At 68.0% G+C, this 17,818-nt stretch carries 19 protein-coding genes and 1 tRNA gene; 8 read left to right on the top strand and 12 right to left on the bottom strand.

Translation table 11 applies throughout. From position 1 onward, the window contains the following. Positions 1-7 precede the first annotated feature (7 nt). From A7D27_RS05690 to A7D27_RS05670, 5 genes are read right to left on the bottom strand one after another with little or no spacing between them, the layout of a single operon-like run. Positions 8-217 carry a hypothetical protein gene (locus tag A7D27_RS05690; RefSeq protein WP_069564340.1) on the bottom strand — a complete coding sequence of 70 codons (210 nt, stop codon included), beginning with the start codon at positions 215-217 and terminating at the stop codon, positions 8-10. Next, positions 217-1,749: a 3-hydroxyacyl-CoA dehydrogenase gene (locus tag A7D27_RS05685; protein ID WP_069564339.1), complete on the bottom strand. Its 1,533-nt coding sequence runs from the start codon at positions 1,747-1,749 to the stop codon at positions 217-219. The genes A7D27_RS05690 and A7D27_RS05685 overlap by 1 nt, the downstream gene beginning before the upstream one ends. Beyond that, positions 1,746-2,543 carry an enoyl-CoA hydratase-related protein gene (locus tag A7D27_RS05680; protein WP_069564338.1) on the bottom strand — a complete coding sequence of 266 codons (798 nt, stop codon included), beginning with the start codon at positions 2,541-2,543 and terminating at the stop codon, positions 1,746-1,748. The genes A7D27_RS05685 and A7D27_RS05680 overlap by 4 nt, the downstream gene beginning before the upstream one ends. Before the next feature lie 44 nt (positions 2,544-2,587). Continuing rightward, positions 2,588-3,784, bottom strand: coding sequence for a CaiB/BaiF CoA-transferase family protein (locus A7D27_RS05675; RefSeq protein WP_069564337.1), 1,197 nt, complete (start codon positions 3,782-3,784; stop codon positions 2,588-2,590). Between the two features lie 17 nt (positions 3,785-3,801). Next, complete coding sequence (locus tag A7D27_RS05670; protein WP_069564336.1) at positions 3,802-5,526, bottom strand: acyl-CoA dehydrogenase family protein; 1,725 nt, start codon at positions 5,524-5,526, stop codon at positions 3,802-3,804. A 110-nt stretch (positions 5,527-5,636) separates the two neighbouring features. Here A7D27_RS05670 and A7D27_RS05665 point away from each other — a divergent pair, with 110 nt between their 5' ends. Continuing rightward, positions 5,637-6,545, top strand: a complete 909-nt coding sequence (locus A7D27_RS05665) for a LysR family transcriptional regulator (protein WP_069564335.1) — start codon at positions 5,637-5,639, stop codon at positions 6,543-6,545. Positions 6,546-6,699: 154 nt separating this feature from the next. Next, positions 6,700-8,088, top strand: a complete 1,389-nt coding sequence (locus A7D27_RS05660) for an MFS transporter (protein WP_069564334.1) — start codon at positions 6,700-6,702, stop codon at positions 8,086-8,088. 618 nt (positions 8,089-8,706) lie between these two features. On the opposite strand, the gene A7D27_RS05655 is transcribed toward A7D27_RS05660, so the two are convergent. From A7D27_RS05655 to pcsA, 4 genes are all read right to left on the bottom strand, one after another. After that, positions 8,707-10,017, bottom strand: coding sequence for an FAD-binding oxidoreductase (locus tag A7D27_RS05655; RefSeq protein WP_069564333.1), 1,311 nt, complete (start codon positions 10,015-10,017; stop codon positions 8,707-8,709). A gap of 74 nt (positions 10,018-10,091) precedes the next feature. Continuing rightward, a complete protein-coding gene (locus A7D27_RS05650) occupies positions 10,092-11,456 on the bottom strand; it encodes a glutamine synthetase family protein (RefSeq protein WP_069564332.1) in 1,365 nt (454 codons plus the stop codon). A 468-nt stretch (positions 11,457-11,924) separates the two neighbouring features. Further along, positions 11,925-12,461 (bottom strand): hypothetical protein, encoded by a 537-nt coding sequence (locus A7D27_RS05645; protein ID WP_069564331.1) that lies wholly within the window; start codon positions 12,459-12,461, stop codon positions 11,925-11,927. 148 nt (positions 12,462-12,609) lie between these two features. Continuing rightward, positions 12,610-13,332: a phosphatidylcholine synthase gene (gene pcsA / locus A7D27_RS05640; protein ID WP_069563392.1), complete on the bottom strand. Its 723-nt coding sequence runs from the start codon at positions 13,330-13,332 to the stop codon at positions 12,610-12,612. A gap of 301 nt (positions 13,333-13,633) precedes the next feature. Between pcsA and A7D27_RS05635 the strand changes: the two genes are divergently transcribed. The 4 genes from A7D27_RS05635 (at position 13,634) to A7D27_RS05620 (ending at position 16,042) form a co-directional block, all read left to right on the top strand. Continuing rightward, positions 13,634-13,840, top strand: a complete 207-nt coding sequence (locus A7D27_RS05635; RefSeq protein ID WP_069563391.1) for a cysteine-rich CWC family protein — start codon at positions 13,634-13,636, stop codon at positions 13,838-13,840. Then, complete coding sequence (locus tag A7D27_RS05630) at positions 13,840-14,532, top strand: 16S rRNA pseudouridine(516) synthase (protein WP_069564330.1); 693 nt, start codon at positions 13,840-13,842, stop codon at positions 14,530-14,532. Before A7D27_RS05635 ends, A7D27_RS05630 begins: the two co-directional genes overlap by 1 nt. Before the next feature lie 430 nt (positions 14,533-14,962). Then, positions 14,963-15,847 carry an alpha/beta fold hydrolase gene (locus tag A7D27_RS05625; protein WP_069564329.1) on the top strand — a complete coding sequence of 295 codons (885 nt, stop codon included), beginning with the start codon at positions 14,963-14,965 and terminating at the stop codon, positions 15,845-15,847. Between the two features lie 121 nt (positions 15,848-15,968). Beyond that, a tRNA-Gly gene (locus A7D27_RS05620) sits at positions 15,969-16,042 on the top strand. A gap of 90 nt (positions 16,043-16,132) precedes the next feature. Here A7D27_RS05620 and A7D27_RS05615 read toward each other — a convergent pair. Both A7D27_RS05615 and A7D27_RS27660 read right to left on the bottom strand, forming a co-directional pair. After that, positions 16,133-16,336 (bottom strand): hypothetical protein, encoded by a 204-nt coding sequence (locus A7D27_RS05615; RefSeq protein WP_044400124.1) that lies wholly within the window; start codon positions 16,334-16,336, stop codon positions 16,133-16,135. A gap of 3 nt (positions 16,337-16,339) precedes the next feature. Continuing rightward, entirely contained in the window at positions 16,340-16,519 is a 180-nt protein-coding gene (locus A7D27_RS27660) for a hypothetical protein (RefSeq protein ID WP_139134056.1), read from the bottom strand. A 271-nt stretch (positions 16,520-16,790) separates the two neighbouring features. On the opposite strand from A7D27_RS27660, the gene A7D27_RS05605 reads away from it, so the two are divergent. Continuing rightward, a complete protein-coding gene (locus A7D27_RS05605) occupies positions 16,791-17,048 on the top strand; it encodes a helix-turn-helix transcriptional regulator (RefSeq protein WP_044400120.1) in 258 nt (85 codons plus the stop codon). A gap of 172 nt (positions 17,049-17,220) precedes the next feature. Then, complete coding sequence (locus tag A7D27_RS05600; RefSeq protein WP_069564327.1) at positions 17,221-17,475, top strand: DNA-binding protein; 255 nt, start codon at positions 17,221-17,223, stop codon at positions 17,473-17,475. A 73-nt stretch (positions 17,476-17,548) separates the two neighbouring features. Here the strand turns inward: A7D27_RS05600 and A7D27_RS05595 are convergent, their stop codons facing one another. After that, on the bottom strand, positions 17,549-17,755 hold the full coding sequence (locus A7D27_RS05595; protein WP_069564326.1) for a hypothetical protein: 207 nt from the start codon (positions 17,753-17,755) through the stop codon (positions 17,549-17,551). Positions 17,756-17,818 lie beyond the last annotated feature (63 nt).

Below are 17,818 nucleotides of genomic sequence, written 5' to 3'. Positions count from 1 at the left end.
GAAGCGCTCAAGGGCGCTCCAGGACCACGGCCACGCCCTGGCCCAGCCCCACACCGAGGCTGACCAGGGGGTCGCGCGGGTTCTTGCATTGCAGGGTGCGGCAGACGGTCAGCGCCGGGGGCGCGCCGGGGGCGCCCGGCGAATGGCCGAGGGCGATGGCACCGCCGTGGCGGCCGATCGGAGTGCGCAGGCCCGCATGGCTAGAGGCGTCGAGCATCAGTCTTCTCCCGAATGGGGTGGCTGTCCGGTGTGCAACAGGGACAGGCCCAGCCGCGCGCGGCGGCGCAGCCAGGGGCTGGGGCGGTAGCGCGGGTCACCGCTGAGGGCTTGCAGGCGCTGGAGGATCGACAGCACCCGCGCCGGCCCCAGGCGGTCGCCCCAGGCCAGCGGGCCGTGGGGGTAGCCGAGGCCGAGGCGCACGGCCAGGTCGATATCGGTGGGCGTGGCGATGCCCTGCTGGGCGATGTCGCAGGCCAGGTTGACGATACCGGCCAGGGTGCGCTGGACCACGAAGCCCGCGCTGTCGCGGATCACCGTGACCCTGGCGCCATCGGCCGCGAACAGGGCTCGCGCGGCCTCCAGGCAGCCCGCCCCGGTGGCGGGCGTGGGCATCAGGCAGCGGTGCGAGGCGCGCTCCGCCAGGGCGTCGAAGGCCACCACGCGCGTGGGGTCGAGTTCGAAGTGCAGCGCCGCTTCGGTGGCGTCCAGGCCCAGGGGAGCGAGCAGGCAGAGCGCGTCGGCGGAAGGCCGCTCGCCCTCCTCCAGCTCCGCGCCCAGGCCGCTCAGCCAGGGGCGCAAGAGCGCGGCGTCGAAGCCCTCGTCCAGCCCCAGCCATACCGGCATCCGCGGGCCGCTGGCGCGCGGTTGCGGAACCGGCTCGGCAACCGCCGGATAGCGATGGAAACCACGCCCGCTCTTGCGCCCCAGATAGCCGGCGGTCAGGCGCTGGCGCAGCAGCGGGTGCGGGCGGTAGCGCGGCTCCTCGTAGAACTGCCGGTAGATGGATTCCATCACCGGCACGCTGACATCCAGCCCCACCAGGTCCATCAGCTCGAAAGGCCCCATGGGGAAGCCCGCGCCGTCGCGCAACAAGGCATCCACTTCGGCCGGCGCCGCCACGCCCTCGGCGAGGATGCGCAGCGCCTCGGTGCCATAGGCGCGCCCGGCATGGTTGACCAGGAAGCCCGGCGAGTCCTGCACCCGCACCGCCTGGTGACCGAGCCGCCGCACCAGCGCCAGCAGGCGCTCGACCACGTGCTCGTCGGTGGCGAGCCCCGGGATCACCTCCACCAGGCGCATGCGCGGCACCGGGTTGAAGAAGTGCAGCCCGGCCACCCGCCCCGGCGCCTCGCAGGCCGAGGCGATGGCGGTGATCGACAACGACGAGGTGTTGCTGGCGAGAATCGCCTCGCCCCCCAGCAGCGCCTCCAACTGGCGGAACAGCGCCTGCTTGGCGGGCAACTCCTCGACTATCGCCTCCACCACCAGTTGGCAGCCGGCCAGGCCCTGCAACCCCTCTACCGGCAGCAGGCCGACACGGGCCTGTTCAAGCTGGGCGTCGCTGACTCGGCCCTTGTCCCGTTGCTTCTCCAGCTCGGCAAGGATGCGTTCGCGGGCCTGTGCCGCCGCATCGGGCCGCATGTCGTGCAGCCGCACCTGCAAGCCGGCACAGGCCGCCAACTGGGCGATGCCCTGGCCCATGGCGCCGCAGCCGACCACGCCGAGGCAGGTGATCTCGTTCCCGTTCATCGGCCCTGGTACTCCGGCTCGCGCTTGGCGAGGAAGGCGCGCATGCCCTCCTTCTGGTCCTGGCTGTCGAACAGCAGTTGGAAGGCCTGGCGCTCCAGCAGCAACGCGCTCTCCAGGGGTAGGTCGGCACCGTCGCGCACCACCGCCTTGATCTGCGCCACGGCCAGCGCCGGCAGGCGGGCGATCTCTTCGGCCAGGGCCAGCGCGCGGGGCAGCGCATCGTCCTCCGCCAGCTCGCTGACCAGGCCCATGGCCAGGGCCTCCTCGGCCCCCACCAGGCAGCCGGTCAGCAGCAGACGCAGGGCCCGGTACTTGCCCACTGCACGCACCAGGCGCTGGGTGCCACCGGCACCGGGCATGATGCCGAGGCGCACCTCGGGCTGGCCGAAGCGCGCCGTGGCTCCGGCAACGATCAGGTCGGCGTGCAGCGCCAGCTCGCAGCCGCCGCCCAGGGCCAGGCCGTTGACCGCTGCGATGATTGGCGTGCGGCATTGCGCCAGGGCCTGCCAGTAGCGCTCCACGCGGCGTTGCTGGACCTGCAGCGGGCCGGCCTCCACCAGTTCGCCCAGGTCCGCCCCGGCGGCGAACACCGTGGGGCCACCGCTGATGACGATGACCCGCACCGACGGGTCGTCATCCAGCCCTTGAACCGTTTCGGCGAGCGTGCGCCGCAAGGCCAGGTCCAGGGCGTTGCGCCGCTCCGGGCGATCCAGCGTCAGCAGGGCGATGCCGGCGCCGGGGTGTTCGAGCCGCAGCGGAGGCGGCGGGCAAACGCGTTCTTCATGGACCCTCATGACGATCTCCGATCAGTTCTCTGTGCAGGGGGGAACGGGGGGCGTCAGCCGCGCACGATCCCGCGTTGGATCAGGTCGTCGACCTGCCCGGCATCCAGGCCGAGGCCATCGAGCAGCTCGCGGCTGTGCTGGCCCAGGCCCGGCGGCGGGCTGCGGTACTGCGCCGGGGTGCGCGAAAGCTTCACCGGCGAGGCGATACCGCGGTAATCACCCAGCTCCACCAGCATTGCCCGGTGGCGGGTGTGCGGATGGGCGATCGCCTGATCCACCGTGGTCACCGCGCCGCAGGGCACGCCCAGGCGGATCAGCGCCTCGGCCAGGGGCGGGCCGTCATGGCTGGCCAGATGGCATTCGAGCGCCGCCTTCAGCGCCTGGCGATGCACCGAGCGGCTGCCGTTGTCGGCGAAGCGCGGGTCGTCCAGCAGGGCCTCGGCGCCCAGGTGCTCGCAGAGCCGGGCGAACTGGCGGTCGTTGCCCACGGCGAGGAAGATCGGCTCGCCGCCGGTTCGGTAGCTGTCGTAGGGGGCGATGTTGGGGTGGGCGTTGCCGCTGCGCGGGGTCGCCCGGCCCGAGCCGAAGTAGTTGGGCAGGTGCGGGTGCAGGAGCGACAGGCCGCAGTCATAGAGGGTGATGTCCACGGACTGCCCGCGCCCGCTGCGCTGCCGCTCATGCAGCGCGAGAAGGATGCCGGCCAGGGCGTTGAGCCCGGTGACCATGTCCACCACTGGCAGGCCGACCCGCAGCGGCCCGCCGTCGGCCTCGCCGTTCACGCTCATCAGCCCGGCCATGGCCTGGATCGCCGCGTCGTAGCCGGGCAGCCCGCCGAGCGGGCCGTCGGCGCCGAAGCCGGAGACGGCGCAGTGGATCAGCCGGGGAAAGCGCTCGGCCAGCACCTCGGCATAGCCGATGCCCCAGCGCTCCAGGGTGCCGGGCTTGAAGTTCTCCAGCAGCACGTCAGCGTCTTCCAGCAGGCGCAGCAGCAGCTGGCGACCCTCCGGCTGGGCGAGGTCCACCACCAGCCCCTTCTTGTTGCGGTTGATGCCACGGAAGTAGGAGGCGGTATCGCCCTCGAAGGGCGGGCCCCAGCCCCGGGTCTCGTCGCCGGTCGGGGGTTCCAGCTTGATCACCTCGGCGCCGTGATCGGCCAGGGCCTGGGAGCAGTAGGGGCCGCCCAGGACGCGGCTGAGGTCGAGAACACGGATGCCGTGCAAGGCGCCCCGAGGGGCTGTCGTTGTGGTCATGGTCGGAGGCTCCGCGATCAGTGGGGCAGCAGGCGCAGGGCGTCGTCCAGGCTCAGCGGGCCTTCGGCCAGCAGGGCCGGCAGCAGCGCCTCGCCGGCATCCGCCTCGGCCGCCAAGGGGTCGCGGGGCAGCACGCGATGGCGCAGCACCAGCAGGGCCAGGGCCAGGCGCCGGTGGTTGGGGGCAAGACGCGCGCCTTCCCACGCCAGGGCGATGGCCGTGGCGACGTGGTAGAGCGCGCTGCCGGCCTGGCGCACCTGCTGGTGGCGGCGGGCCTCGGCGACCTCGGCCATCAGCGCGACGGCCTTGTCCAGGCTGCTGCGCAGCAGCGCATCGGCGGCGGCAGGCAGGGCCGCCTCGTCGAGCAGGCCGCGCAGGTGGCGGCCCAGAGGCTCCAGGGCGCCTTCGCGGGTCACGGCGCGGGCGATGTCCAGCGCGACGATGTTGCTGGTGCCCTCCCAGATCGAGCCCAGGTGGGCGTCGCGCACCAGGCGGGCGTCGCTCCATTCCTCGATGTAGCCGACGCCGCCGCGCACCTCCATGGCGTCGCCGGTGGCACGGCGGGCATCGCGGCAGGCGCGGAACTTGATCAGCGGGGTGAGGATGCGCACGCACTGCTGCGCCTCGCGGTCGCCGGCATCGGCACGGGGCAACAGGGTGGCGATCTGCATGAACAGGGAACGCGCCTGCTCGGCGGGCAGCATCAGCTTGAGCAACTGACGCTGCATCAGCGGCATGTCCACCAGGCGCTTGCCGAACGCCTGGCGCTGACGGGCGACGAACAGCGCCTCGTTGAGCCCCCGGCGCATCAGCCCGGCGGCCCGCACGCCGTTGGACAGGCGCGACATGTTGACCATGTCGGCCATCTGCTGAAAGCCGCGCCCCACCTCGCCGATCAGGTAGGCGGTGGCGCCTTCCAGGGTGATCTCGCCGCTGGCCATGGAGCGGGTGCCGAGCTTGTCCTTCAGGCGCACGATGCGGTACGCGTTGCGGCTGCCATCGGGCCGGTGCCTGGGCAGCAGGAACAGGCTGACCCCGGCCATGCCTTCGGGAGCGTCCTCGGGGCGGGCGAGCACCATGGCGAGGTCGGCGTCGGGGTTGGAGCAGAACCATTTGTCGCCGTGCAGGGTCCAGGCCCCGTCCTGCTGCCGCGCCACGGTGCGGGTGCGCGCCACGTCGGAGCCGGCGGCCTGCTCGGTCATGAACATGGCGCCCTGGTAGAGGCTGTCGAAGTCCCGCGAGGTGAGGCTCGGCAGGTAGCGTTCCACCAGCTCCGGGGCGCCGTACTTGCGCAGGGTGCGGGTGAGGGAGTCGGTCATGCTCACCGGGCAGCAGAGGCCGAACTCGGCCTGCACGAACAGGTAGGTCAGCGCGTACTTGACCAGCGGCGGCGGGCCGTCGGCCACGTGGCTCATGGAGGCCAGGCCCAGCTCGGCATAGGCCACCCGCTCCAGGGCCACGTAGTCGGGGTGCTTGAGCACCCGTTGCAGGTCCTCGCCACGGCGGGTGCGGCTGGCCAGCACCGGGGGGTTCTTGTCCGCCGAGAGTGCCAGCGCGTCCAACTCGCCACCGGCGCGAGCGCCCAGCGCCTGCAGGCGCGGCAGCCAGGGCGCCAGCACAGCTTCGGGCAGGTAAAGGGACAGCAGGCGGGCAAGCTCGGGGTCGGCGTCGAACAGGTTCATCCCGCGGCTGTCGGGGATGTTCAGGTCGTCGATGACGGGGCGTTCGATCAGGGCGTTCATGGCGTCACTCCTTCGTGTCGTGCGCCGAGACTAGGAAGCCCTACGATAAGTATCCAATAGAATAAAAGGCCCATACGATAAGAAAATCATATCGTTGAAGGGAGCACCGAATGGACCTCAAGCAGCTTCGCTACTTCATCGCCGTCGCCGAGGAACTGCACTTCGGCCGCGCTGCCGCGCGCCTGTTCATCTCCCAGCCGGCGCTCTCCTTCGACATCAAGAAGCTGGAGGAGCAGTTGGGCGTGCAACTGCTGGTGCGCACCAACAAGTCGGTGAAGCTCACCGCCCCTGGCCAGGTGCTGCTGGACGAGGCCCGCAGCCTGCTGCAACAGGCCGAGCAGGCACGGCGCCTGACGTTGCGCTCGGCCCAGGGCGCACTGGGCCGGCTGCGCGTGGGGTTCGTCAGCTCGATGCTCTACCGCGGCCTGCCGGCAGCGGTGCGCGGCTTCGAGGCGGAGCAACCGGGCATGGAGGTGGTGCTGCAGGAGATGAACAGCGCCGAGCAGGCCCTGGCGCTGCAGCGCGGGCAGATCGACATCGGTTTCGTCCATCGCGGCCCACTGGCGGCGGGGCTGCGCTCCGAGGCCCTGCTGGCCGAACCCTTCCTCTGCTGCCTGCCGCCCGGGCACCGCCTGGCGGGTGCCGAGCGCATCGACCTGGCCGAACTGCGCGACGATCCGTTCATCCTCTTCCCGCGCCCGGCGGCGCCGCATTACCACGATCTGATCATCGCCTGCTGCGTCGGGGCCGGCTTCAGCCCGCAGATCCGCCATGAGGCGCGGCTGTGGCAGACCATCGTCGCCATGGTGGCGCAGGGCATGGGCGTCGCGCTGCTGCCGGCGTCCCTGTGCCGCGCCTGGCCGGGCGTCATCGGCGTCCCGCTGGTGCAGGAAGGCGCGCTGTCGGAAATCCACGCCCTGTGCAGCGAGGAGAACGCCCCCGAGGCGGCGCACGCCTTCCTCGCACGCCTGCAACGGCAACTGGCGCGCGACGATACGGATTCCGTTATCGCGCCATAAGAACAAACGACTATTGATTTGCCGACCGCCCTCCTAGACTCCGGCTCGACTCGAGTCTCAAGCCACGCGCCAGCCCGCCCCGCCACACCCCTTGTCTGCATCGGCGGGGTGGCCGCTGGTTCGCCAGATAAAAACAACAAGAGAGGTGGAGTCCATGAACCACGCCCTGCACCCGGACGAACGGGAACAGCATCGCAAGGCCCGCAAGGCGGGCATCGCTTCCTTCATTGGCACCACCATCGAGTGGTACGACTTCTACATCTACGGCCTGGCCGCCGCGCTGGTGTTCGGCAAGGTGTTCTTCCCCGCCGACATGGACCCGGGCGTCGCCACCCTGCTGTCCTTCGCCACGCTCTGGTCCGGCTTCATCGCCCGGCCCCTGGGCGGCATCATCTTCGGTCACCTGGGCGACCGCATCGGGCGCAAGACCACCCTGGTGATCACCCTCATCATGATGGGCCTGGCCACCACCGGCATCGGCCTGCTGCCCACCTATGCGCAGATCGGCGTCTGGGCACCGGTGGCGCTGGTGTGCCTGCGGGTGATCCAGGGCATCGCCGTCGGCGGCGAATGGGGCGGCGCCATCCTCATCGCCAGCGAGAGCGCGCCCAAGGGCAAGGGCATCCTCTACGCCGCCTTCGCCCAGCAGGGCTCGCCCACCGGCAATCTGCTGGCGACCCTGGCCTTCTTCGCCCTGAGCAGCCTGCCGATGCCGGACTTCCTGCAATGGGGCTGGCGCATTCCCTTCCTGCTTTCGGCGGCGCTGGTGATCGTCGGCATGGTGATCCGCCTGACCCTGGAGGAGTCGACGGACATGCAGCGGCTGATGCGCGAGAACAAGACCGCCAAGCTGCCGATCCTCGAAGTGCTGCGCAAGCACTGGCTGGTGGTGCTGCTCGGCGCGGGGACGCTGCCGGTGATCCACGTCACCTACTTCAAGAGCACCTTCGCCCTGTCCTGGGCCACCAAGACCCTGGGCTACAGCCAGAGCACCTTCCTCAGCATCATCGTCATCGCGCTGGTGGTGCAGTTCATCAGCCAGCCCTTCGGCGCGCTGCTGACCACCCGCATCGACATGCGCAAGGCGGTGGCGATCATGGTGCTGCCGGAGTTCATCCTGATGCCGGCGATGTTCTTCGCCGTGGAGACCAACGTGTACTGGATCGCCGCCGTCGGCATGTGCCTGGCGACCATCCCCCACGCCATGTTCTACGGCGCCATCGGCGGCATCCTGGCCCGCGCCTTCCCCACCCGGGTGCGCTACTCCGGCCTCTCGCTGGCCTACCAGTTGTGCTCCCTGCTGGTGGGTGGCGGCACCCCGCTGCTGGCCCAGTGGATCCTCAACTCCACCGGCAGCATCGTCGGCGTGGCCATCGCCTCGGCGCTCTATGCGGTGGTGTCGCTGGTCTGCACCCTGGCCCTGCTGCGCATCACCGGGCACCGCGCCAGCGAACGCTCCACAGCGGAGCGGGACGACGGCGAACCGGATGCCCAAGCCGAGCCCCGCAGCGGCGCCCGCATCGGCCAGACCAACCCGGCCTGACCCCCCCCACGACCCGCGTGCACGCCACGCGGGTTGCACCTGGCACGCCCCCGGTAGGGGCGACTTCAGTCGCCAAGCGGTGCGCAGCGCTGCCAAGGACTTCGCGAGCAGAGCTCGCTTACAGGCAGTCGCTACCTCGATCACCTGCTGAAGCCCGGGCTACGGTGGCTTTGGACAGGCACAGGGTGGACCGCGCGTCACCGGTCCACCGTCGGGGCCAATCGCAGTTGCTTTCGCGAATGGATACACCAAGGAGACAAGCCGTAGCCCGGACTTCAGTCCGGGGAAGTCCCCGCGCACATGCCATAGGGCAGGCATTTCGCGAGCAGAGCTCGCTTACAAGCAGTCGCTACCTCGATCAGTGATCTCCCGGGCTGAAGCCCGGGCTACGGTGGCTTTGGACAGGCACAGGGTGGACCACGCTTCACCGGCCCACCGTCGGGGTCAATCGCAGTTGCTTTCGCGAATGGATACACCAAGGAGGCAAGCCGTAGCCCGGACTTCAGTCCGGGGAAGTCCTCGCGCACATGCCATAGGGCAGGCATTTCGCGAGCAGAACTCGCTCCTGCAAGCAGTCGCTGCCTCTATCAGTTGGGCTGAAGCACGGGCTACGGGGCTTTAGCGGAGCTTTTCCAGCATCTGGTAGTACCACATGCCCACCGCCAGCATGGGGTTGCCGAACATGTCGCCCATGGGGACCTTGATGTGGGAGCAGCCGGCGAAGGTGTCGAAGCGCCCCAGGGTGCCGGTCATGGCCTCGGCCATGATCTCGCCCATGATGTGAGTGGTGGCCACGCCATGGCCGGAGTAGCCCTGGCAGTACCAGACGTTGGGCGAGAGCTTGCCCAACTGCGGGATGCGGTTGATGACGATGCCCATGGCGCAGCTCCACTGGAACTCGATCTCCACGCCCTTGAGCCGGGGGAAGGTGCGCTCGATGGCCGGGCGCAGCTCGGCGGCGATATCCCGCGAGTCGCGCCCGGAGTAGTTGGCGCCGCCGCCCAGCAGCAGGCGTTTGTCGGCAGTGAGGCGGTAGTAGTCGAGCACGAAGCGGCAGTCGTAGACGGCCAGGTCCTGCGGGTTGATCTGGTCGGCGACCTCGCCCAGCGGGCGGGTGGTGACGATGCCGCCCATGGCCGGGAAGATCATGCCTTTGAGCTTCTTGCGCTCCAGCTTGTGGTAGACGTCGCCGGCCAGCAGCACCTGCCCGGCGTTGACCCGGCCCTGAGCGGTGACCACCGCCGGGCGCGGCCCGTGGACGATCTCCAGCACTTCGGAGTGCTCGAAGAGCATCGCCCCCAGGCTCTCAGCCGCGCGGGCCTCGCCCAGGCACAGGTTGAGCGGGTGCAGGTGCATGTTGCGGGTGTTCTTCAGCGCGCCCAGGTACAGGTCACTCTCCAGGTGGTTGCGCATGCCGGCGGCGTCCAGCAGGGTCACCTCCCCTTCCATGCCACGGGCCAGGGCTTCCTCGTAGGAGGCCTTCAGCTCGTCCATGTGCGCGGGCTTCATCGCCGCGTGCAGGTGACCGTGCTTGAGGTCGCACTGGATGCCATAGCGGGCGACGCGCTGCTTGATGATCTCGTGGCCGCGCCAGCGCAGGTTCCAGATGAAGTCATCCACCTCCTTGCCCAGGCGCTGGCGCATCTGCTTGCGCATGGCCTCGTCGCCGGAAAGGCTGCCGGTGACCTGGCCGCCGTTGCGGCCGGTGGCGCCCCAGCCGATCTTCTTGGCTTCCACCAGGGCCACCTTGAGCCCGCGCTCGGCCAGCTCGACGGCGGTGGCGACGCCGGTGAAACCGCCGCCGATGATGACCACGTCCGCCTCGACCGTGCCGGTCAGGGTGGGGTAGTCGGTCTCCTGGTTGAGGGTGGCGGTGTAGTAGGAGCGGCAGCGTTCGGCGCTGGCGGCGTTCTTCAGTGCAGCATTCATCGGGTCATTCCTTCAGTGCCCCTGTGGGGGCATCCAACGGGTGCAGGCCGCCCGGCGGCCCGCGCATAAAAGGGTCAGGCCTGGTCCATGTACCAGCGCCAGTCCTGCTCGCTGACTTCGGCCATGAACTGGCGGTACTCGGCGCGCTTCACGGCCAGGTACACGCCGAGGAAGGCCTCGCCGAACGCCTCGCGGGCCCAGGTGGACGCTTCCAGGGCGCGCAGGGCGGTGAGCCAGTCGGTGGGCAGGCGCTCGGTGGCCTGGGCATAGCCGTTGCCCTGGACCGGCTCGCCGGGGTCGATCTCGTCGCGCAGGCCGCGGTGGATGCCGGCGAGGATGGCGGCGGCCGCCAGGTAAGGGTTGGCGTCGGCGCCGCAGATGCGGTGCTCCACGTGCCGGCTGGCCGCCGGGCCGCCCGGTACGCGCAGGCTCACGGTGCGGTTGTCCACACCCCAGGTGGGTGCCAGCGGGGCGTAGCTGTTGGCCTGGAAGCGGCGGTAGGAGTTGGCGTTGGGGCAGAACAGCAGCAGCGAATCCAGCAGCGAGTCGAGCATGCCGCCCACGGCCAGGCGCAGCAGCGGGGTGCCGGCCGGGTCTTCGCTGGCGAACAGGTTGCGGCCCTTCGCGTCAGCCAGGCTGACGTGCATGTGCATGCCGGTGCCGGCCAGGTGATCGAAGGGCTTGGCCATGAAGCAGGCACGCATGCCGTGGGCATTGGCCACGCCCTTGACCAGGCGCTTGTAGCGCACGGCCTGGTCCATGGCGGTGAGCGCGTCACCGTGCTCCAGGGTGATCTCCACCTGACCCGGGGCGTACTCGGAGATGGCGGTGCGCGCCGGGATGCCCTGGGCCTTGCAGGCGGCGTAGAGGTCGGCGAGGAACGGCTCGATCTGCTCCAGCTCGCGCAGACCGTAGACCTGGGTGGTGCGCGGGCGGCGGCCGTCGGTGTCCAGCGCCGGTTGCGGGCGGCCCTGGGCGTCGTTCTTCTGGTCCAGCAGGTAGAACTCCAGTTCGCAGGCCATCACCGGGTGGTAGCCGTCGGCCTTGAGCTGGTCGATCACCTGCACCAGCAGGTGGCGCGGGTCGGCGATGGCCGCCGGCATGCCCTCTTCCGGGTGCATGCACACCTGCAGCGCGGCGGTGGGCATGCGCCGCCAGGGCAGGCGCACCAGGCTGCCGGGCAGCGGGTAGGCGCGGCAGTCGATGTCGCCCACATCCCAGACCAGGCCGGAGTCCTCCACATCCTCGCCGTTGAGGGTGAGCCCCAGGATGGTGCTCGGCAGCGGACGGCCGCTCTGGTAGACGGCGAGCAGTTCCTCGCGGTGCAGCAGCTTGCCGCGCGGCACGCCGTTGGCGTCGAGGATGAACAGCTCGAAGGTGTCGATGTCCGGGTTCTGGTCCAGGAAGTTCTGGGCTTCCTGCGCTCTGGCAAATGTCATGTGGCTCCCTCTGCGCCCTGAGGCGCGCGAAATGGTCCCGTCCCTGGCCATGCAAAGGCTGTGCAGGCGGGCGAGGTCAACGATAGTGACGGTGCGGCGCGTGGGCCGCGATCAGGCAGGTGCGCTATCCGGCGGGCGCGCGTGGCGGCAGTGCCAGAGCGCCCAGAAGGCCAGTTCGAGAGGGAGGGAGACGCGGGTCAGGGCCGGCCACCGGCTACACCGCCAGCGCACGCTGCCCAGGTGGGGCGGCGTGTGCGATACGGGAGCGGTTGTGCGGGTCGAACCCATCGGGAAGGTGCCGAAAACAAGGATGCCCCGGAGACTCGCACGCCCCCATGGGTGCTTAAAATCCAGTTTTTCCTATCTTTGGTTCAGGCGGCGCTAAACAATTTGCCGCCGGTGGGAGCGGGCTCCATGGCGAAGTGCCCGGGCACCGGGCCTTCGCGAATGACTCCGCCCCCGCACGCCTCAGGCGTCGTCCTGGGCGCCCTGCATGGCCTCGTAGACGGCCACGGCCTCGATGCCCAGCTCTTCGGCCAGTTCCAGCACGCGCGGCAGGTCCTGGGTGTAGACCAGCACGGCCTGCAGCACGCCCTCTTCCATCGGGTCGCTGAAGCCCACCAGCACGTAGCCGCCCTTCTCCGGGTAGAGCGCGCTGAGCTGCACCTGGATGCTGCGCACGGCGCGCAGCGGCTCGACCCTCTTCAGCTGCTTGGGCTGGATGTTGAAGGTCACGCTCGGGCCGAAGGAGGCGATGATCTGGCTCAGCAGCTCCGGGTAGTCATCCGCGTGGAACAGCACGGTCTCCGGCAGGCTGCCCACCACCACCCACTCGCCGAGGGGGATGGTGAAGGTGTCGTCGTAGTTGATGTCGGGGTTGGCCGCGAGGAAGGCTTCCGGGTCGGCATAAGCCTGGGCCGCTTCGTCGGCGATCTGCTCGATCTCTTGCTCGGTCATGCAACCCGAGCTGATTTTGGTGATGAGTTCGACGAGCTGCGCTTTCATGGCAAGGAAGTCCTGGGGTGGATAACGAGGAGTGAAGGATATAGGCAAGCCGCCGCGCCGTCAGCCGAACCGGCCCTCGCGCTGCCGGGCCGCCGATGCCCCACGAAAAAGCCCGTCACAAGGACGGGCTCTTTCACCACCAACCGGCTCAGGCGCGGAGCTTGCCGGTCCAGTCCATCAGGCTGCGCCACAGGCACACGCCCACGAAGTAGGCCGAGGACAGGCCCCACAGCACCAGCATCATCGGCTTCATGCCCGGGTACTGGATGACCAGGAACATGCTGCTCAGCATCCACACGAAGGTCACGGTGATGTTCAGCGGCATCAGGCGCTTCACCCGGAAGGGGTGCAGGAACTTCAGCTTGGTCAGGGTCAGCGCGGCCAGCACACAGATGATGCCGAAGCTCACTGCCGGCGGCAGGTCCAGCAGGTAGAGGTACAGCGCCACCACGTTCCAGGCCGCGGGGAAGCCGACGAAGTAGTTGTCGCTGCTCTTCATGTTCAGGTTGCAGAAGCAGAACAGCGACGACACCAGGATCAGGCTCACCGTGGGCAGCACGGTGTAGTCCGGCAGCGGCACGTAGCGGTAGATGAAGATGGCGGGGATGAACACGTAGGTGAGGTAGTCGATCACCAGGTCCAGCGTCGAACCGTCGAAGTTCGGCAGCATGGTGCTGGTCTGGACCTTGCGCGCGAAACTGCCGTCCAGGCCGTCCACCAGCAACGCCGCGCCGAGCCACAACAGGCAGTCACGGGGTTGGTTGTCGAAGAGTGCCAGGATGGCCATCAGGGCCAGCACCACACCGGTGGCAGTGACGCCGTGGGCCGACCAGGCCTTGGCTTTATTGACCGCGTTGATTTGAGTGGACACGTTCGTCTCTATTCCGCTGAGTGGTGACGATATTGGGTAGACAACTGTTTTTTCCTACACGTTCATCGATCGGGTCCGAGCGACGACGGGCACAATGCCGAAGATTCTACTCGTTGCGCCAGTCATTCGATGCAGCTTCCTTCACGTTGGGCACGCTCCGCCGCCCAGCGGCTTGCCCCTGTGCCCCCGCAGCGCCCCGGCCAGAGGCCCGGCAGGCGCCTGACCGACCGTCGGCCCGCTGCGGCTTGCATCCCCGCCCACCCCGCTGCACCCTAGCGCGCCGAAACCCGACGCCCGTCCCATGAGCCAGCCCCTCGACCCGAACCGTTGCCCGCTCTGCGGCCAGCCCAACCAGTGCAGCCTCGCCCGTGGTGACGCCCAGCCGTGCTGGTGCTTCAGCGTCGAGATCGACCCCGAGGCCCTGCGCCAGGTGCCGCTGGAAGCCCGCGACCGCGCCTGCCTGTGCCCACGCTGCGCCCGCCTGCGCGCTGACGACGAGCCGGCCTGATGCGCCTCGACCGCCTGCTGGGCAACCTCCCCGACCTCAACCGCCAGGATGCCCGCCTCGCCCTGGCCGCCGGCCGCGTGCAGGTCAACGGCGCCCCCGAGCGCGACGCCCGGCGCGAAGTGCGTGTGTTCGACCGCGTCACCCTCGACGCCCGCGAGATCCAGCCCGGCAAGCCCGCCCGCTACTTCATGCTGCACAAGCCGGCCGGCTGGGTGAGCGCCACCTGCCACGACGAACACCCCACCGTGCTCGACCTGCTGGACGAGCCCGACAAGCACGAACTGCACCTGGGCGGCCGCCTCGACCTCACCACCACCGGGTTGCTGCTGATCACCAACGACGGCCTCTGGTCGCGCCGCGTGACCCAGCCCGAAACCAAGCAACCCAAGGTCTACCGCGTGGAGACCGAAGACGAGATCGACCCCGCCTGCATCGCCGCCTTCGCCGCCGGCCTCTACTTCGCCTACGAAGACCTCGTCACCCGCCCCGCCCAGCTGGAAATCCTCGCCCCGCGCCAGGCCCGCCTCACCCTCCACGAAGGGCGCTACCACCAGGTCAAGCGCATGTTCGGCCACTTCCGCAACAAGGTCGTCGGCCTGCACCGCGAGCGCATGGGCGACCTGCCGCTGGACCCGGCCCTGGGCCCCGGCCAGTACCGCGCCCTCACGCCGGACGAGATCGCCCTGTTCTGAAGCCCGACCAGCGGCTGCCCGATCCCCCGAACCTTTCGCCCCCGCCCCCACTCACAGCTCCGTGGCCAGGCAGCCGACCAACTGCAGGATTTTTTTCGGCCAGAGGCTTGCGGGCGGAAAACGCGGCTGCTTAACTCCCAACCAAGGTCAGAGTGTGACCAATGAGTCACAACGACCTTCCAAGCGACCCGCTGTACCGGCGCACGCGCCCTGCCCTGTTCCACCTGCCTGGTCAAAGGACCCACTCCAACGCCCCCTCAGCGGCGCTGGAACGGCCACCCTTTTTCGCTGTAAATCATTGAAAAATAAATAATTCTAAAAATCCTCGCCTGACATTCCCCTGTCATCTCCAGGCGTTTATCTGACTGCCATGCGCCGCGAACGATGCCCCCATCGCCCGCTCGTCCAACCTGCGCCCGGAGGAAACGACATGAGGCCTCAAACCCAAGTCGTCACAGTCAACAGGAAGTACAAGGTTCACACGGAGCTCTACGCCAACCCGCAGGCCAGCCGGACCATCATCCTGGTCAACGGCTCCCTCGCCACCACGGCCTCGTTCGCGCAGACGGTCAAGTACCTGCACCCGCAGTTCAACGTCGTGCTCTACGACCAGCCCTACGCCGGCCAGTCCAAGCCCCACAACGACCACGGCATCCCCGTTACCAAGGAAGCCGAGGCCGAGATCCTCCTGGCGCTCATCGAACACCACCAGGTGGACTACGTGTCCTCCTTCTCCTGGGGCGGCGTCGCCACCCTGCTCGCCCTCTCGCAGAACCCGGCGCGCATCCGCAAGGCGGTGATCAACTCCTTCTCGCCGGTGCTCAACGAACCGATGCTCGACTACCTGCGCAACGGCATGACCCACCTCCAGGCCCTGGACCGGGAGAACGTCGCGCAGTTGGTCAACGCCACCATCGGCCGCTACCTGCCGGCGCTGTTCAAGCGCTTCAACCACAAGCACGTCGCCAACCTCGACGACCACGAATACCTGCAGATGCACTTCCACATCCGCCAGGTGCTCAACCTCGACGCCCACTGCTACGTCGACTGCCTGCAAGCCGTGGACATCCCCCTGCTGTTCATCAACGGCGAGCACGACCTCTACACCTCCCCCGAGGACGCCCGCGGCTTCGCCCGCCACGTGCGCGACTGCCAGTTCGCCACCATCCGCAACGCCGGCCACTTCATCGACCTGGAGCACAAGGCCGGCTGGCAGCAGACCCAGGACGTCCTGCTGGGCTTCCTCAACACCCCCACCCGCAGCCAGCAGCCCCGCGTCCTCCACGGCCTGGGCCCGCAAGCCATGGCCGTATGACGCGCCCCACCCGGCCGCCAGCGCCCAGTGCAGGCGGCCGGCAGGGTGCGTTTCATCACGGAAGGTTCAGGGGCGGGGCTTCATTTCGGCCACGACTTCTGGTAAAAAGTCGGCCTCGCAAGCGGGCGTCGTATAATGGCATTACCTGAGCTTCCCAAGCTCATGACGAGGGTTCGATTCCCTTCGCCCGCTCCAGATTCAAAAACGCTAAGCCCCTGAAGAACCTCGGTTTTCAGGGGCTTAGTCGTTTTTGGGGGTTGGGAAGTGTCACCCGCCCTCCCCTGCCTACGGATCGGGCTCCCGCTCCAGCATCTGCTGAGTCAGCAGCGCCACGTTGACCATCACGTACTTGCCCACCTTGCGGGACGGTAGGTAGCCGTTGCGAATCCAGCCCCACACCACGTCGTGTTCGTCGCCCATGCGAATCCAGTTGGCGAACTGGCGCCATGGCATCAGCGGTGGCGGCGCCAGGAAGTCATCACGGTCCATGGCTTAGCTATCCTTCACGGATTCTGAACGGTGGCGGGTCCAGAAGTCGGCACGGGCGCGATGGAGCGCGGCGCGCAGGCCGTAGTACAGGGCGTTGTCCCCCAGTTTGTTGAGGCGGCTGACCTGCAGGTCGTCCACGAAGCCGGCGACGTGGAACAGCAGCACCAGCTGGCGGAACCTCATGGCAGACGCGTTGGGATCGCGATGCAGGTCGAAGCGGATGATCCGGAGCAGTCGGAACAGCAGGCTGGTAGCGGCGCGGTGCGGGCTCCGGGCTTTACGGCATGACATAAGAACAAGGTAGTTTTCTTCCATCTCCCTGGCCTTTGTTGCACTATGTTGGTCTTTATTGGGAAATGATGATTTGCATTTAATGCAAATCACATAATGCAAGAATAACCACCATTGCAGATAGTTAGTAGCACTATTTGCTAATTACTAAGAACAAATTGGAATGATCAGAGAGCGGCTTATAGCCATATGGGACGCGAAGAGCTTCACAGCCAAGAAGCTGCAGGAGCTGAGCGGGATCGACCGCGAAAAGTGGTACGCCCTACGAAATGGAAAGCGCCGTGCGAACGAAGACGACATCGAAGCAATGGCCAACATCACGCCGGAGTACGCGCTGTGGCTTGTGAGCGGGAAGATCGCTCCTGAGTGCGGCCAGACCAGCCCCGAGTACGACCAGGCGAATGCCACGGATACGGAATAGGCCCTCTATAGATAGAAGCGGCCCGCCAGTTCCCCGGCGAGCCGCCTGTAACACCTAGCCCTCAGCCCCCAGCATCACGGAGGAAACGTCAGTTCCTCCATGATGAGCATCCCACCCGGCGCCCTCACCGCCCCTCCAGAACCTCCAGCACGTCCAAAGGCGGATTGAGAATATGAGAGAGCGAATCGTCGCGATACTTGAGCATAAGAAGCTCACGGCCAAGAAACTGGAAGAGCTGAGCGGCATCGACCGCGAGAAGTGGTATGCGCTCAGAAAGGGAGGAAGGAGGGTCAACGAGGACGACATCAAGGTCATCGTCGAACTGGCCCCGGAGTACGCGCTGTGGCTCGTGAGCGGAAAGATCGCCCCCGAGTGCGGCCAGACCAGCCCCGAGTACGACCAGGCGAAAGCCCCGGATACGGAATAGGCCCTCTATATAGAGAAGCGGCCCGCCAGTTCCCCGGCGAGCCGCTCGTAACACCCAGCCCTCCCCCCCAGCATCACGGAGGAAACGTCAGCTCCTCCACGATGAGCATCCCACCCGGCGCCCTTACCGCCAGCTTTACCGCCCCCTCCAGAACCTCCAGCACTTCCACTTCGATCCCCTGGGTCAGCAGCAGCTCCATCAGCCGCTCATCTGGCTCGCCATCAAGGATGTTGATCGACACCACATCACCCACGCGGCAGACACCTTCATGTAATTGCATTTGTGACACACCTCACATTTTCACGAGGTGAAGAACAGCACAGGGAACGGGTTAGCGCGAGGG

It is taken from the genome of Pseudomonas sp. 1D4, from assembly GCF_001728925.1.
GTDB classification, from domain to species: domain Bacteria; phylum Pseudomonadota; class Gammaproteobacteria; order Pseudomonadales; family Pseudomonadaceae; genus Metapseudomonas; species Metapseudomonas otitidis.
The sequence above is the reverse complement of the archived record's forward strand: the minus strand, read 5'-3'. Positions and strand labels throughout refer to the sequence as shown.